This is a genomic window from Megasphaera hominis, assembly GCF_014269395.1.
In the GTDB taxonomy this organism is placed as follows: domain Bacteria; phylum Bacillota; class Negativicutes; order Veillonellales; family Megasphaeraceae; genus Megasphaera; species Megasphaera hominis.
Map to the genome: position 1 here is coordinate 1 of NZ_JACOGK010000016.1, position 15,827 is coordinate 15,827.

Annotated in this window: 15 protein-coding genes; 13 read left to right on the forward strand and 2 right to left on the reverse strand. The window is 55.2% G+C overall.

Annotated elements, in window-relative coordinates; translation table 11 throughout:
- Positions 1-129: 129 nt before the first annotated feature.
- Both H8J70_RS06425 and H8J70_RS06430 read right to left on the reverse strand, forming a co-directional pair.
- Positions 130-1,050, reverse strand: a complete 921-nt coding sequence (locus tag H8J70_RS06425; RefSeq protein WP_186503038.1) for a metal ABC transporter substrate-binding protein — start codon at positions 1,048-1,050, stop codon at positions 130-132.
- A gap of 190 nt (positions 1,051-1,240) precedes the next feature.
- Positions 1,241-1,690: a hypothetical protein gene (locus H8J70_RS06430; protein WP_186503039.1), complete on the reverse strand. Its 450-nt coding sequence runs from the start codon at positions 1,688-1,690 to the stop codon at positions 1,241-1,243.
- Positions 1,691-1,898: 208 nt separating this feature from the next.
- Between H8J70_RS06430 and miaB the strand changes: the two genes are divergently transcribed.
- The 13 genes from miaB to coaBC all read left to right on the forward strand — a co-directional run bounded on the left by miaB (position 1,899) and on the right by coaBC (position 15,794).
- The gene (gene miaB / locus H8J70_RS06435) at positions 1,899-3,227 is read left to right on the forward strand and encodes a tRNA (N6-isopentenyl adenosine(37)-C2)-methylthiotransferase MiaB (RefSeq protein ID WP_186503040.1); all 1,329 of its coding nucleotides are present in this window, start codon (positions 1,899-1,901) and stop codon (positions 3,225-3,227) included.
- A gap of 54 nt (positions 3,228-3,281) precedes the next feature.
- Positions 3,282-5,858 (forward strand): DNA mismatch repair protein MutS, encoded by a 2,577-nt coding sequence (gene mutS, locus H8J70_RS06440; protein ID WP_186503080.1) that lies wholly within the window; start codon positions 3,282-3,284, stop codon positions 5,856-5,858.
- A complete protein-coding gene (mutL, locus tag H8J70_RS06445) occupies positions 5,855-7,903 on the forward strand; it encodes a DNA mismatch repair endonuclease MutL (protein WP_186503041.1) in 2,049 nt (682 codons plus the stop codon). Before mutS ends, mutL begins: the two co-directional genes overlap by 4 nt.
- An 8-nt stretch (positions 7,904-7,911) precedes the next feature.
- Positions 7,912-8,682 carry a class I SAM-dependent methyltransferase gene (locus H8J70_RS06450; RefSeq protein ID WP_186503042.1) on the forward strand — a complete coding sequence of 257 codons (771 nt, stop codon included), beginning with the start codon at positions 7,912-7,914 and terminating at the stop codon, positions 8,680-8,682.
- Between the two features lie 8 nt (positions 8,683-8,690).
- The gene (miaA, locus tag H8J70_RS06455; RefSeq protein ID WP_186503043.1) at positions 8,691-9,641 is read left to right on the forward strand and encodes a tRNA (adenosine(37)-N6)-dimethylallyltransferase MiaA; all 951 of its coding nucleotides are present in this window, start codon (positions 8,691-8,693) and stop codon (positions 9,639-9,641) included.
- Positions 9,642-9,721: 80 nt separating this feature from the next.
- Positions 9,722-10,981, forward strand: coding sequence for a methionine gamma-lyase family protein (locus H8J70_RS06460; protein ID WP_186503044.1), 1,260 nt, complete (start codon positions 9,722-9,724; stop codon positions 10,979-10,981).
- On the forward strand, positions 10,974-11,522 hold the full coding sequence (gene rnmV / locus H8J70_RS06465) for a ribonuclease M5 (protein WP_186503045.1): 549 nt from the start codon (positions 10,974-10,976) through the stop codon (positions 11,520-11,522). Before H8J70_RS06460 ends, rnmV begins: the two co-directional genes overlap by 8 nt.
- Complete coding sequence (gene rsmA / locus H8J70_RS06470; RefSeq protein WP_186503046.1) at positions 11,509-12,369, forward strand: 16S rRNA (adenine(1518)-N(6)/adenine(1519)-N(6))-dimethyltransferase RsmA; 861 nt, start codon at positions 11,509-11,511, stop codon at positions 12,367-12,369. The genes rnmV and rsmA overlap by 14 nt, the downstream gene beginning before the upstream one ends.
- Positions 12,370-12,512: 143 nt before the next feature.
- Entirely contained in the window at positions 12,513-13,388 is an 876-nt protein-coding gene (locus H8J70_RS06475; protein ID WP_186503081.1) for a YicC/YloC family endoribonuclease, read from the forward strand.
- A gap of 9 nt (positions 13,389-13,397) precedes the next feature.
- Positions 13,398-13,706, forward strand: coding sequence for an extracellular matrix/biofilm regulator RemA (remA, locus tag H8J70_RS06480; protein WP_186503047.1), 309 nt, complete (start codon positions 13,398-13,400; stop codon positions 13,704-13,706).
- Positions 13,707-13,710: 4 nt separating this feature from the next.
- Positions 13,711-14,328, forward strand: a complete 618-nt coding sequence (gene gmk, locus H8J70_RS06485) for a guanylate kinase (protein WP_186503048.1) — start codon at positions 13,711-13,713, stop codon at positions 14,326-14,328.
- Positions 14,329-14,341: 13 nt separating this feature from the next.
- Positions 14,342-14,551: a DNA-directed RNA polymerase subunit omega gene (gene rpoZ, locus H8J70_RS06490; RefSeq protein ID WP_186503049.1), complete on the forward strand. Its 210-nt coding sequence runs from the start codon at positions 14,342-14,344 to the stop codon at positions 14,549-14,551.
- A gap of 13 nt (positions 14,552-14,564) precedes the next feature.
- Complete coding sequence (coaBC, locus tag H8J70_RS06495) at positions 14,565-15,794, forward strand: bifunctional phosphopantothenoylcysteine decarboxylase/phosphopantothenate--cysteine ligase CoaBC (protein WP_186503050.1); 1,230 nt, start codon at positions 14,565-14,567, stop codon at positions 15,792-15,794.
- Positions 15,795-15,827 lie beyond the last annotated feature (33 nt).

A 15,827-nucleotide genomic window follows, 5' to 3' on the forward strand; every position in this document is an offset into this window, starting at 1 on the left:
AGTCCCATACCTGCGTCTCGATGCAACAGGACTGCTTTCATTCGTTTTTCATAAGAATACATTTTAAACCTCCTGACATTTAGTGATCATGTCAGGTCCAACTTTTTGTCCGCACCTCCGTGTAAGAGCTTATTGCAGGCTTTCGTAAATGCGCTGCAGGTTTTCCTTCATACGGTCGAGATAGGTAGCGCCGCCTTCACTGCTTTCCATGGTGTGAATGGGCTGTACCTTGGCACCGACTTCGCGGGCCAGGGTTTCCGATGTCTTCGGGCTTACGAGCTCTTCCGAGAAGATGGTCTTTACGTGATTGTCACGGCAATAGTCGACGAGTTCCTTCATTTGGTTGGTCGTCGGTTCGCCTGCAGCAAAGACCGATTCGACGCTCTTTTGTTCTAAGCCGAAGTCGCGGCACAGGTAGGCAAAGGCTGCGTGGCCCGTAACGAAATCCTTATGCGGCAAGGCACTGAATTTTTGAGTGTATTCGTTTTGCAGGGCTTGCAGCTGTTCTTTATAGGCCTTGGCATTGGCCTGGTAGTAGCCGGCATTTTTCGGATCGGCTTTAGCCAGGCCGTCGGCTATATTTTGTACTTCAATCTGGGCGCACGACGGGCTGAGCCAGGCGTGGGGGTCGTATTGGCCGTGTTCCTTGATTTCATCTTCGTCCGTATTGGTAATGGCCGAAACGCCTGTACCGGCTTCTACGACGACGAGCTTCGGATTGTCCGCTGCCTTGATCATAGCTTCAGCCCACGGTTCCATGCCGAGGCCTTGCATGACGAAGACATTGGCATCGTGGAGCAATTTCATCCGTTTCGCCGTAGGCTGGAATTCGTGAGGTTCCGTACCGTCCGGGATAATTTCTATGATCGATACCTTGTCGCCGCCAACAGCTTGGACGAATTCGCGCATGGCGTCGAAGGAAACGGCTACCTTAAGCTTGCCGTCCGTATTGGCTGCCTTTTCACTCGTGCCGCCGCAACCGGCCAGACCGGCTATGAGGCAGAGGGAAAGGAGAAATATAAAGCATTTTTTCACGAGAGTCACCTCCATTATTTCAAATGCAAACTACTCGCATTTGCATTTGCAGTATAGCATAGAGAAAGAATCCCGTCAATTAGTGAAAATGATATAATTCGTATTTGTCTCACACGGGGACCGGGGCTGCGCGGAGGCGCAAAAAAGCACCGTCCTGACACAGTGCGTGACTGCGCGAGAACGGTGCAAGGAGCGGACAGAGAGATTATTCGCCGTAGAGGTTCTTCCATTTCATGCCATAATTTTCTTCCCAAATGTGGACGCCCAGGACGACCAGGTCCTGCAGATTGGACAAGTGCCATACCGTCGTATCGATGGGGCCGGTATAGGTCGAGCCGTTGTAGGATACCCAGATCTGATTTTCAGCATAGTTGTATTTGAAATAATACCGTTGCCACTTGAGCATCCGGTCTGCCTCGTACGAGTACATAATGACCGAGGCCGAAAGCGCGTAGTTAGGCGCGTCATAGCTTTGGCAGGTGATCGTCGCCGGGTCGAAGTAGTTGGCTACGCCTGTGCTGGATGAGCCGAGCTTGTACGCCGGATACTTGGCAAAATGGTCAGGGTAGTCTGGCGTCGCCGCTAAGGCAGCACAGGGAAGCAGAAAAATTGCCAGGGCGACCAGGGCCAGTGCTTTCTTGCAACGTGTAAGCATGGACAGACCTCCTTTGCAGAAATAAACGTCCATAACATTCCTATATATTTAGTATACGGAACTGACGGAAGAATGCAAGCTACCAGGCGGCAGGCGGGGCCGGCCATGGCAGGGTGCCTGCCTTTTGTCTAGTCAATGGCTGGCATTTATGGTATTATAGACTGTAAAACTCTAATAGTATTTTTTTGGAATTGGAGAGATAAACTACATGGATATTACGGGAAATCGTTTTTATTTTATACTGTCCTATGGCTGCCAGATGAACCAGAGCGATTCTGAGCATTATGCCGGCCAGCTTGAAGAATTGGGCTACGGTCCGACGGAAGACATGGAACAGGCCGATGTCATTTTGATCAATACGTGCTGTGTCCGCGAAACGGCGGAAGACAAGACGCTTGGCAAGATTGGCGAACTGAAGCACTTAAAGGCGAATAATCCGGATCTGATCATCGCTGTTACGGGCTGTATGGCCCAGGAATGGCAGGATCGTCTCTTTGAACGGGCACCGCATATCGACCTGGTCATTGGGACGCATAATATACATAAACTCATCGACATGATTACGGAACGGCAGGCCCAGGGCCGTCACCTCTTGTCGGCTGATATGGGCGCACCGGCCTTTCACGATTTACCGACGAAGCGCTTCCACAAGTTTTTTGCCTGGATTCCCATCATGAACGGCTGCAATAATTTCTGTACGTACTGCATCGTGCCGTACGTACGGGGCCGCGAAGTAAGCCGTCCCATGGACGCCGTCTTAGAAGAAGTGAAACAGGCAGCAGCCGGCGGCTATAAGGAAATCACCCTCCTCGGCCAGAACGTCAACTCCTACGGCAAGGATCTGGACGGGAAAATCGATTTTGCCGAACTCCTGCGCCAGGTTGACAAGATTGACGGTATCGAACGGGTGCGTTACATGACGAGCCATCCAAAGGATATGAATTTTGACGCCATCGACGCCATTGCTGAATGCAAGAAGGTCGTCAACCACATGCACTTGCCCATTCAGTGTGGCAACGACGAGCTCCTGCGACGCATGAACCGGGGCTATACAGTAGAACATTATATGGAACTCGTCGACTATGCCCGTAAGCGCATTCCCGACCTGGTCCTGACGACGGATATCATCGTCGGTTTCCCCGGCGAAACGGAAGGCATGTATTTGGATACGCTGGAATTCCTCAAGCGCTGCCAGTACGACATGGCCTATACGTTCATGTTCTCGCCGCGCACTGGCACGCCGGCAGCCCGCATGGATGGCCAGATCGACCAGGCAGAAAAGAGCCGCCGCCTGCAGGGCCTCATGGATGTACAGAATGTCTACAGCCTGGAAAAGAACAAGGCTATGGAAAACAAGGTCTACGACGTCATCGTCGAAGGGCCGACGAAAAACGATGCACACAACTGGTTTGGCCGTACGACAGGCAACAAGATGATCATCTGGGAAAACGACGGTACGACGGCTATTGGCGATACGGTTCCGGTTGTCGTCGATAAAGGCCAGACGTGGGTCCTCAAGGGCCATTTACAGAAGTAGGAAAGCTGGGAAAGGAGTGGGACTTTGCCGGAAACAAAAGCAAAAATGACTCCCATGATGAGGCAGTATCTGGAAGTCAAAGAACAATGCAAGGATAAAATTTTATTTTTCCGTCTCGGTGACTTTTATGAAATGTTTTTTGACGATGCTCTGACGGCGTCGCGGGAACTGGACCTGACGTTGACGGGCCGGGGCGGTGAAGGGAAGGACCGGGCACCTATGTGCGGCGTGCCCTTCCATTCGGCCGATACGTATATTGAACGGCTCGTGCACAAGGGCTATAAGGTCGCTATTTGCGAGCAAATGGAAGACCCGAAGCTGGCCAAGGGCATCGTCAAGCGGGAGATCATCAAGGTCATTACACCGGGGACGATTACCCTGGAAAATGCCGTGGCGTCGAAGCAAAACAACTACATTGCCTGCGTCACAGAAAAGGACGACCTCTTGTCCCTGGCACTGATGGACGTGACGACCGGCGAATGCCTGTGGGCCCTGTGCGCCGCGTCGGTCCTGGAGGATACGCTCTTTGATATCCTCTCGGTCTACGTGCCAAGCGAGCTCATTTATGCCGATCTCGGTAAGGACGAAGGAACGGTCCTGGCGTACGTCAAGGGCCATATGTCCCAATGTGCCGTCACCAAGCTCGAGCCGTCAGCGGAAAAGGACTACGACGAACTGGCCCGGGCGCACTTTGCAGCTGACGCCTTAGGCGCTGCCGCCTCGGCTACGCGCTGCATTGGCCTGCTCCTCGATTACGTGCAGGACGTCATGAAATCGGATATTTCCCATATCAACCGTCTGGAACGCATCGATAACGACCGGCGTCTGGTCATCGACGCAGCCAGCCTGCGCCATTTAGAAATTACGCAAAACGTCCGCGATGGCGGCCGCAAGGGGACACTTCTCGACGTCCTCGACCAGACGCGGACCGCCATGGGCGGCCGTCTCCTGCGCAAATGGCTGGAAGCGCCTCTCGTGCGCATTGCCGACATTACGCGTAGGCAGGACGCCGTAGAAGAACTGGTCCAAGGGGAAATCATGCGCCAGGACCTGAACGCGTCCCTCGACAGGATTTATGATTTCGAACGCATTTTGACGCGCATCGAAACGGGTACAGCCAGCCCGAAGGACATGGTGGCCCTGCGCGAATCCCTGAGCGTCATCCCGGCTGTAAAGAGCGTTCTCGCCGGCGCCCACAGCGACCTCCTGCAGCGCCTCAATAGTTCCCTGTCGGAGCATCCTGAAGTCTATGACCTCCTCAGCCGTGGCATCAAGGACGATCCGGGCCTGGTCATCCGCAATGGCGGCGTTATCCGCGACGGCTTTAACGCCGATCTCGATGAAATCCGTGCCATTGCTGCCAACAGCCACGCCTTCCTCCAGGAAATGGAAGAACGGGAAAAGGAAAAGACGGGCATTAAGATGAAAATCGGCTATACGAAGGTCTTCGGTTACTATTTCGAAATTTCCCACGCCAATACGAAACCGGTGCCGGACTATTACGTGCGCAAACAGACTTTGGTCAATGCCGAACGCTATATTACGCCGGAGCTGAAGGAATTTGAAGTCAAGATTCTCACCAGCCAGGAACGGATGCTCTCCCTGGAATACCAGCTCTTTGGGGAAATCCGTAAAGCCGTACAGCAATATATTCCGGCCATGCAGGCTACGGCCCGGGCCATTGCCCAGGTAGACTGCCTGTGCAGCCTCGCCGCGACGGCTCACGATAACCGCTACGTGCGGCCCAGCCTGAACGGTGACGACCGCATCACTATCCACGACGGCCGCCACCCGATTATCGAAAAATTCCTGCGTGATGAGCTTTTTGTGCCAAACGACGTAACCCTCAATCACCAGGACCACGAGGTACTGGTCATTACGGGTCCTAATATGGCCGGCAAATCGACGTACATGCGCCAGGTCGCAGTCTTGGTCCTCATGGCCCAGGCAGGCTCCTTCATTCCGGCGCGGGACGCGTCCATTTGCCCGGTAGACCGCATCTTTACGCGTATTGGGGCCAGCGACGATATCCTCACGGGACAGAGTACGTTTATGGTAGAAATGAAGGAAGTGTCGTATATCCTCAAGCACGCTACGCCGCACAGCCTGCTCATCCTCGATGAAATCGGCCGCGGCACGAGCACCTTTGACGGCATGTCCATTGCCAGGGCGGTCATCGAATACTGCCTGCAGCATGTCCATGCGCTGACACTTTTTGCTACGCACTATCATGAACTGATCGCCATGGCCGACGATTCGGAAAAGATCAAGAACTATACCGTCGCCGTAAAGGAACGGGGCAAGAGCATCAAGTTCCTGCGCCGCATTGTCCCCGGCGGGGCGGACCGCAGCTATGGCCTGCACGTAGCCCGGCTGGCTGGTTTGCCGGAAAAACTCCTGCAGCGGGCCGAGGTAATCCTGGAAGAGCTTGAATCCCAAGGCGGGCCTGCAGTAACGCCTATGGCCCCGTCAGGGAAGGCCAGCACCGGACCGCTCGAGGGCAGCCTCTTTGCCAATCCTGTCCTGGACCGGCTGATCAATGTAGATGTCACGGCTATGACGCCCATTGAAGCAATTTCCTTTTTGTATTCCCTGCAAAAAGAAGCGAAGGAAGGAAGTGGCAGCGTATGAGTTCCGTTATTAATCTGCTCGATGAAGCAACGCGCAATAAAATTGCCGCCGGCGAGGTGGTCGAACGGCCTGCGTCGTGCGTCAAAGAATTGGTAGAAAACGCCATCGACGCCGGGGCGACGTCCATTGAGGTCGAAATTGCCTCCGGTGGCGCTGCCTATATCCGCGTTACCGATAACGGCTCGGGCATGAGCGCCGAAGATGCGCGTAAGTGCATTATCCGCCACGCTACGAGCAAAATCAGTAAGGTAGAGGATATCTTTGCCATTACGTCCTTAGGCTTTCGCGGCGAAGCCGTGCCGAGTATTGCCGCTGTATCCCATTTTCAAATTACGACGCGCCGGCCGGACGATGACTTTGCGACGCACTTGGTCCTCGAAGGCGGCGAAGTCAAGGAAGATGAACAAATCGGCGCTGCCGCCGGTACGACCATGGAAGTGCGCGACCTCTTTTACAATACGCCGGCACGGCGCAAATTCTTAAAGAGCGAACGGACGGAAAGCTCCCGCATTAGCGAAATGCTCACCAAGCTGGCCTTGGCTGAACCGGCCATTGCCTTTACGTTCATCAATAACGGCCGTACGACCATGCGCAGCGGCGGCAGTGGCAAGCTCAAGGAAACCATTGCCGATCTGTACGGTGCCCAGCTGACGCGAGAAATTTTCCCGGTGACCTACGATCACGACGACATTGTCATCGAAGGCTACGCCGGCAAGCCGTCGGTTCTCAAAAGCTCCCGGGCCTGGCAGACGTGCCTCGTAAACCAGCGTATTATTCATAATCCGCTCCTTTTCAAGGCCATCGACAACGCCTACCACGCCATGCTGCCGAAGTCGGGCTATCCCTTTGCGGTCCTGCACCTGCACGTCGATCCGGCGAGTATTGACGTCAACGTGCATCCGTCTAAAACGGAAATCAAGTTTGCCGATGAGCAGGAAATTTACCGCGCCGTCTACCACAGCATCGTCACAGCCCTTTTGGAACAGGAAAAGCCTGAGCAGATCGCCGCGCCGGTTACGCATTACCAGGCGCCGAAGGCCGTCGTCAACGAAACGCCTGTGGCGCCGGCTGCCGCTGAGCAGCACGCGCCTTTGCCAGGTGTAACAGATACAGTAAGGCCGGCTGGGCAGGCCGTTATTCGGGAAACGGCAGGGACAGGCTGGCCGGATACGCCGGCAGCTTCCCCAGCAGCAACGGTGGAACGTCCAGCTGCAGTGGAACCCATCTTGACCAGCGAAGCAAAACCTGTCCATCAGGAAACGACACTTTTTCCGGCTTCCCGGGGCAGCGCGTCCCAGCGTCCGGCCGTACCGCCCTTACCGGATTTACACCGGCCACCGGCAGCCGAAGAGAAGGAACGCTTCAGCCAGGCTTTGTACCAAAACGGAGCTGCTGCCCAGACACCGATCGGTACGGAACCCAAGGCAGAGGGAGAAACAGAGCAGCCTTTGCCGCAGATCGTCTTTGACGGCGATGCCGACGTCTTCATTCCCTTAGGGGAAGTAGCCGATTGCTTCATCGTTGCCAAGAAGGGGCAGGATCTCTATCTCATCGACCAGCATGCAGCACACGAACGGATTCGTTACGATACGTTTTGCCGCCGCACAGAGGATATGCCGAGCCAGCAGCTCCTGACGCCGGAATTCGTCGACGTCGACGAAGACGATATGACCTTCCTGCAGGAACGGGAAGAGGTCTTTCAGGATTTAGGCTATGGCTATTCCGTAGCCGGCCCGAAAACGCTGCGCGTCGATGAAGTGCCGTGCGATTTAGAGACTAGTGATATTGCCGATTCCCTCCAGGATATTTGCCGTCTCCTGCGGGAAAATAACGTAGCCGATAAGGCTACACTGCGCCATCGTTCCCTGGCCTACTTATCGTGCCACGGTGCCGTCAAAGCCGGTGATACCCTCAATATCCGGCAGATGAAGCAGCTATTAGATGACCTGTTCCATACGGAAACGCCTTACGTGTGCCCCCATGGCCGGCCGATTATCGTGCGCTTTACACCAGCTGATTTGGCACGGCTCTTCAAGCGGACGTGAGGCAGCCTATGCTCTACGTTACGCCTTCATTAAAAGCGAAAGGACCCTTGCAGGCAGAAGCTGCGGCCTGGGCCGCATCCCTGGGCGCTACCTTCGTGACGCGGCAAAAACGGACGGTGCCCGAGCTCTGGCAGGCCTACGGCGAAGATAACCTCCTCGTCTATACGACGCAGGGACCGGTCATCGAACGGCCGGAAGGACGCCATTTCTTCAGCCTCAATATGGCCGAGCTGCGCATTCAAAACCTGCGCCGTGGCGAACCGGACCACCTCCTCGAGGCCTTTGGTGCGACCGGGCCGGTACGGCTCCTGGACTGCACGTGCGGCTTTGGCGCCGACTCGATCGTAGCCTCCTTCGGCCTGCCTGCGGGCTCAACGGTAGAGGCCTTAGAGGCGATTCCCCAGATGGCCGCCGTGACGGGCTGGGGCTTTAGACACTTCGTCCACGAAAAAGACGACGTTACGGCAGCGCTGCGGCGTATTTCCCTGACGTGCGGCACCTATGGCGATTACCTGGCTCAGGCCGGACGGGATTACGACATTATTTATTTCGATCCCATGTTTCAAAAGCCCGTGGCCGGCAGCTGCCAGTTTACGCCTGTACGGGACCTTCTCGATCACGACGCGCTTACGGCGGAAACGATCCGCCTGGCCCTGATGCGGGCCGCGAAGGTCGTCGTCAAGGGCCGCTTCCTAAAGAAACTGGTAGCAGCCTTTCCCCAGGCTGCACTGCACGGCGGCCGCTACAGCCGCGTACGTTACGCCGTTATAGAAAGGTAAGATAAGCTATGGAACAGATTATTGCCATCGTCGGGCCTACGGCTGTAGGTAAAACGGCCTTGAGTTTTCACTTGGCAGACCACTATGGGACGGAACTCATTTCCGGTGACGCCTATCAGATTTACCGCCATATGGATATCGGTACGGCAAAACCGACGGCGGCAGAGCTTTTGCGTTTCCGGCACCACCTCATCGATATTGCCGAGCCCGGTGAAGCCTATTCGGCGGCCCGTTTTTGCGCTATGGCCGGCGACGTCGCCCACGCCTTGCAGCGCCAAGGCAAGGTGCCTGTTCTCGTCGGCGGTACGGGCCTTTACGTCCAGTCCTTTCTCGAAGGCTTTACCTTCGACGGCAGCGCTGTTGATGAGGCAGCCCGCACGGCAGCGCGGGAGCGCATTGCCGCTATGGGCGAGGCAGAGCTTATTGCCTATATCCGTCAGCAGACGGAGTGGGAAGCGCCGGACTGGCACGAGCTGGTCTCGAACGAACACCGCCTCGTGCGCCTCATGGTGGCTATTGAAAAGGGCGAAGGCCGTACCTTTGTCCGGTCTGGTAAGGACCGCACCCTGGCCTGGCCGGCGTACGTCATCGGTCTCAGCCTGCCGCGGCCCGTTCTCTATGAACGCATTGAAACGCGCATTGACGTCATGCTTGAAGAGGGCTGGGTAGAAGAGGTAGAACGCCTTCTCGCCGCCGGTGTCGATCCGGCTTGCCAGGCCATGAAGGCCATTGGCTACGCCGAGCTTACGGCGTATGTACACGGCGAGCTGACCTTAGACGAAGCAGCGGCTACGATCAAGACGCGGACCCGGCATTTTGCCAAGCGGCAGCTGACGTGGTTTAAGCGCATGCCCTACATTCACTGGTTTGCCAAAGAGGAATACGACAGCGAAGACGCCCTGGCCCGGGCCGTTCTCACCGAAACAGACGCCTGGCTGGCCCGGACAGAAAGACCATAAAACGACGTGCCAATTGGCACTTTTCTATATAAAATAATGACTGCGTGGGCAGGAAACCCACAGGAAAGGAATAGAAACTCATGGATTCAGTTGCTTTGGAAAGAATCCGCCAAGAAGCACTGCTTGCTTGTACGGAACAATTTGCTCATATCGATACGATCAGCTTGCACAATACACAGAAGGTGCTCGCCGCCTATCGCGACGCCCAGCTTTCGTCGTACCAGTTTGCCGGTACGTCAGGCTACGGCTACAGCGATTTGGGCCGGGAAAAGCTCGACGAAGTGTACGCCCGCGTATTCCGCGCCGAAAAGGCCCTCGTACGGCCTCATTTCGTGTCCGGTACGCATACGCTGGCGACGGTGCTCTGCGCCCTCTTAGACCGGGATGACCTGCTCATTTCCCTCATTGGCGCACCGTACGATACGATGCAAGGCGTCATTGGCTATGCCCGGGAAACGCCGCGTTCCCTCAAGGAAAAGGGCGTCCGTTATGAAGAAGTGGCCCTCAAGGCTAACGCCTACGATCTGGACGGCATCCGCACGGTGTGCCAGGAAAAGCAGCCGAAGCTGGTTCTGATCCAGCGCTCGCGCGGCTATAGCTCCCGTGCGTCCCTCACGATTGACGATATCCGCCAGATTACGGCGGCCGTAAAGAGCGTGAGCCCCCAGACTATTTGCTTCGTCGACAATTGCTACGGCGAATTTGCTGCCGAAGAAGAACCGCTCGAAGCCGGTGCCGATATCATTGCCGGTTCCCTCATCAAAAACCCGGGCGGCGGCATTGCCCCGACAGGCGGCTACATTGCCGGCAAGGCTAATCTGGTCGACGCAGCGGCTGATTACCTGACCGCACCGGGGCTCGGCGGCGAACTCGGTTCCTATGCCTATGGCTACCGCCTCTTTTTCCAGGGCCTCTTCATGGCACCGCACGTGACGGCGCAGGCCATTAAGGGTGCGGTCTTTGCCGCCGCCGTCTTCGACCGCCTGGGCTTTAAGGTGTCGCCGTCGTACGAAACGCCCCGTTCCGATCTGATCCAGACGATTTTCCTGGAAAACGAAAAGAACATGTGCCTCTTTGCCCAGGGCATTCAGACCTTTTCGCCTGTAGACGCTCACGTCACGCCGATTCCGGACGACATGCCGGGCTATGCCGATAAGATCATTATGGCGGCCGGCGATTTCGTCCAAGGCTCGTCTATCGAATTGTCTGCCGACGGCCCGATCCGCCCGCCGTACGTCATGTATCTTCAAGGGGGCATCGTCTTTGAACATAATGTCCTGGCCGTCATGAGCGCTGCCCAGTATATTATGGAAAATAGTGAAGGAGAAGGCCATGATTAAGGAAGTACTCGTCGTCGAAGGCCGCAGTGACGTCGCCCGCATCCGGGCCAGCCATATCGAAGCCGATATGATCACGACAGATGGCTTTAATTTGCGGCCGGACACGCTGAAGCAGATTGCTATTGCCTACGAAAAACGGGGCATTATCATCCTTACGGACCCGGACAGCGCCGGCGAACGGATCCGCAAATTCCTGACCGAACGGTTCCCCAAGGCCCGCCAGGCCTTTATTCCCCGCAAGGATGCCATTGCCAATAACGACCTGGGCGTAGAACAGGCGTCACCTGAAGCAATCCGCCTGGCCCTGGAAAAAACGCGCTGTGCCGTCTTTGAACCGGCAGAAACCTTTACGGCCAGTGATTTGCAGGCAGCCGGCCTGAGCGGGAGTGCCGACGCAGCTGACCGCCGTGCTGCCGTAGGCGCGATTTTAGGTATTGGCTACGGCAATGCCAAACAGTTTTTACGCCGCCTTAACCATTACGGCATTAGCCGGGAAGAATGGGACCAGGCCCTTGAGGAGGTAAACCATGAAGGATGCTAATCTTGCCACACTGGAAGTCGTCAAATACGTAGTCAAGCGCTTTGGCCTGCACATGAACAAGCGCCTGGGCCAAAATTTCCTCATCCGTCCGGACGTGGTTGCCCAGATTGCCGACACGGCAGACCTGAAGCCTGGTGATCCGGTCCTGGAAATCGGCCCCGGCATCGGCACGCTGACCCAGGCCTTGGCCGAAACGGGTGCCGCCGTGACGGCTGTGGAAATCGACAGCCACCTCTTGCCGGTTCTCGATAAGACTCTCGAACATTATGACAACGTGCGCATTATTCACGGCGATATTTTGAAGACGGATATTGCCGAACTCATGGGCCATAAACCCTTTAAGGTCTGCGCCAATTTGCCCTATTACATTACGACGCCGATTATCATGACGCTGCTCGAAGAACGGCTGCCTATGGAACGGCTCGTCGTCATGGTGCAAAAGGAAGTGGCCGAACGCATGACGGCAAGCCCTGGCAGCCGCATTTATGGCGCCCTGTCCGTAGCCGTCCAGTATTACACGCAGCCGGAAATCATCTTTGAAATTCCGCCCAAGGCCTTTATGCCGGCACCGGAAGTCACGTCGGCTGTGGTTTGCCTGGACGTGCGCAAGGAACCGCCCGTTTCCGTCATGGAAGAAAAACGCTTTTTCCAGGTCGTCAAAGCGGCCTTTTCCCAGCGCCGCAAGACCTTTGCCAATACTCTCAAGGCTGCCGGCGTCAGCAAGGATGGCGTTGCCGCTATTCTGGCCGATTGCGGCATTGAAGGCTCGCGGCGGGGCGAAACGTTCTCCTTAGACGAATTCGCTGCCATTGCCGATGCGTGGACGCGCTACAACAAAAAGCAGTAAGCCTCATAAGAGAAACAAAGGGCATTCTTTTTCACGTATGGTGACAAAAGTCGGCGTATGGACTAGAAAAAGAGCGCTATTTGCCGTATAATAAAGCATTGAGTAAGAACACGAACAAAAGGAGGTCGTAAATTGTGCGAAGTATGACCGGTTTTGGCGCTGGCACGGCGAGCAATGGTACCTTATCGGTGACCATTGAAATGCGTTCCGTTAATCAGCGCTTTTTAGAATTGAATATCCGTATGCCCCACGCTTATTTGGCGCTCGAAGACGTCATCCGCAAGGGCATCAAGGACGTACTGCTTCGCGGCAAAGTCGATGTCTTTGTCACGGTTCAGGAACTGGAAACCCAGGCTCCGCAAGTGCGTATTGATTATGCGGCTCTCGCTGCCTGCCGTCAGGCAGTGGCCGAAGCGAAGGATAAACTCTTTGATCACGAACCGCCGCGCTTATCGGAAATCATTTCCCTGAATTCCGATTGGTTCATTCAGGAACAGCCTGTTGTCGATATCGACGCCTGTCGTCCCATTTTTGAAGAAAGTCTGCACAAGGCATTGGAAGGTATGACGGCCATGCGCGAAGCCGAAGGGAAGCAGATCAGTATCGATCTCTTGCGCCGTGCGGCTAAGATGTCGGAACTCATCGAATCCATTGCCAGCCGCCGCGATATCATTTTACGGCAGTATGAAGAACGGCTGCGCCGTCGCATTGTTTCTCTCTTTGAAAAGGCGTCCAGCGTACCGGATCAGGACCGTCTCCTCGAAGAAGTGGCTATTTATGCTGATAAAGTCGATTTTACGGAAGAAATCGTCCGTTTCCGCAGTCACGTCGTCCAGCTAAAGGGCTTTTTGGAAGAACACGACGCTGTAGGGCGGAAGCTCGATTTCCTCATTCAGGAAATGAACCGTGAAACGAATACCATCGGTTCCAAGGCGCAGGATTTGGCCGTAACGGAAGCGGTCCTGCAGCTGAAAAACGAAATTGAAAAGATCCGTGAACAGGTACAAAACATAGAGTAGGTGAGCTATATGAATTTCAACCTGCTAAATATCGGCTTTGGCAATATGGTCATGGGTGAAAAGGTCGTAGCGATTATCAGTCCCGAATCGGCGCCAATCAAGCGCCTTATGCAGGAAGCGCGGGAACGGAATACGCTCATCGACGCTACCTTTGGCCGCAAGACCCGGTCTGTCCTCATTATGGACAACAGCCAGGTCATACTCTCGGCCCTGCAGCCGGAAACCATTGCCCATCGCATCGTGCCTGTCGGCGAGGATGCAGTGGCAGACACTGAAATAGAAATAGAGGAACTGCAGGATGAAGAAGAAAGGAAGTAATAGTATGCAAGATCCCGGATTGCTCATCGTCGTATCGGGCCCGTCAGGTGCCGGTAAAGGAACGGTCTGTGACGCCCTGCGCCAGAGCTTTCCCCAAATAGAGTACTCCATTTCCATGACTACCCGTGCTCCCCGGCCGGGTGAAACGGACGGCGTGAATTATTTCTTTACAGATAATCCCCATTTCGAAGAATTGCTCGCAGAAGATGCCTTTCTCGAACACGCCAAGGTCTATGACCACTACTACGGTACACCGAAGAAATACGTCTTTGACCAGCTCGAAAAGGGGCACCACGTGATGCTGGAAATCGACATCCAAGGGGCTATGCAGGTACGCCAGCGCTATTCCCAGGCCTTATTGATTTACATCGTGCCGCCGAGCATGGACGTACTGGCCAACCGTCTGCGCAGCCGTCATACGGATGCGGAAGAAACCATTTGTGGCCGTTTGGCCAAAGCCAGTGACGAACTGGCGTGGATTGAAAAATACGATTACCTCATCGTCAATGACGACCTGCAGGTTGCCATTGACCAGGCCGCGGCTATTTTGACAGCCGAAGCGCTGAAGACGTCGCGTAATGCACAAAAGATTGCGGCCGTCCGAGATTTATACAAAAAATAGGAGAGATGCCATTATGTTGATTAAACCGACCCTCGAATCGCTCATGAAACACGTAGATAGCAAATATACCCTCGTTACCCTGGCTGCTAAACGGGCACGCCAGCTCGTAGATGGTGACGAACCCCTCGTAGACGTAGAAACGACGAAAGTCGTCTCCATTGCGATGGAAGAAATCGACCAGGGCAAGATTACCTACGAAGCGACGAAATCGGGCATCAAATAAGGAGGGCTCTGCCATGCTTCTGGAACACAAACGAATTGTCCTCGGCATTACCGGCGGCATTTCGGCCTTTAAGGCAGCCCAGATTGCCAGCCTCCTAGGTCACCGCGGCGCAGAGGTCAAATGCATCATGACGGAAAGCGCGACAAAATTTATTACGCCCCTGACACTGCGCAACATTACGGGCAACCCTGTGGCGGTCCACATGTTTGACGAAGTCCAGGAATTCAACGTAGAGCACATCGCCTTGGCCCGCTGGGCCGACCTCTTTGTCGTCGCGCCGGCTACGGCCAACGTCCTGGGCAAGGTAGCAGGCGGCATTGCCGATGATATGCTGACGACGACGATTATGGCTACGAAGGCACCGGTGCTCTTTGTGCCGGCCATGAACAGCAATATGTACCTCAATCCTATTGTGCAGGAAAATATGGCCAAGTTGAAGAAATTTGGCTACCATATTATGGAACCGGCCAGCGGCCATTTGGCCTGTGGCATTATCGGCGTAGGCCGTCTGCCTGAACCGGAAGCCATCGTCGACCAGATTGAACTGGTGGCCTGCATGGGTACGGCCCTCAAGGGCCGCAAGGTCATCGTCACGGCTGGCGGTACGCGGGAACCGATCGATCCGGTCCGCTTTATTGGCAACCATTCCAGCGGCCGCATGGGCTTTGCCATTGCCAAGGCTGCCGTCCTGGCTGGCGCCGATGTAACATTGATCTGTGGTTCGACAGATAACCTGACGACACCGGCCGGCGTAAGCCGCCGCATTGACGTGAACAGCACGCGAGATATGAAAGAAGCTGTCGATGCCTACTATGATGACTGCGATCTGGTCGTTAAGGCCGCTGCCGTGGCGGACTACCGTTCGGCTGCACCGGCGAAGGATAAGATCAAGAAAAACGACGACGTATTGACGATCAACCTGGAAAAGAACCCGGACATTCTCTACGGTCTGGGCCAGCGCAAGACGCACCAGGTCCTCGTCGGCTTTGCCGCAGAAACGACGAATGTCCTCGCTTACGGCCAGGGCAAGCTGAAAAAGAAGAACCTGGATATGCTCGTTGCCAACGACGTCAGCGTCAAGGGCGCAGGCTTCCAGGGCGATACGAACATTGGCACGCTCCTTTTCCCTGATGGTACGATGGAAGAGCTGCAGCAAATGACCAAGTTCGAACTGGCTGAAATTATCGTCGACCGGGCTGCCAAGCTCGTTGCTGCTAAATGTGCAGCTCAGGAAGACAAATAGAGGCGTTTACTTTTTTAATGCGAAGTACTTGCA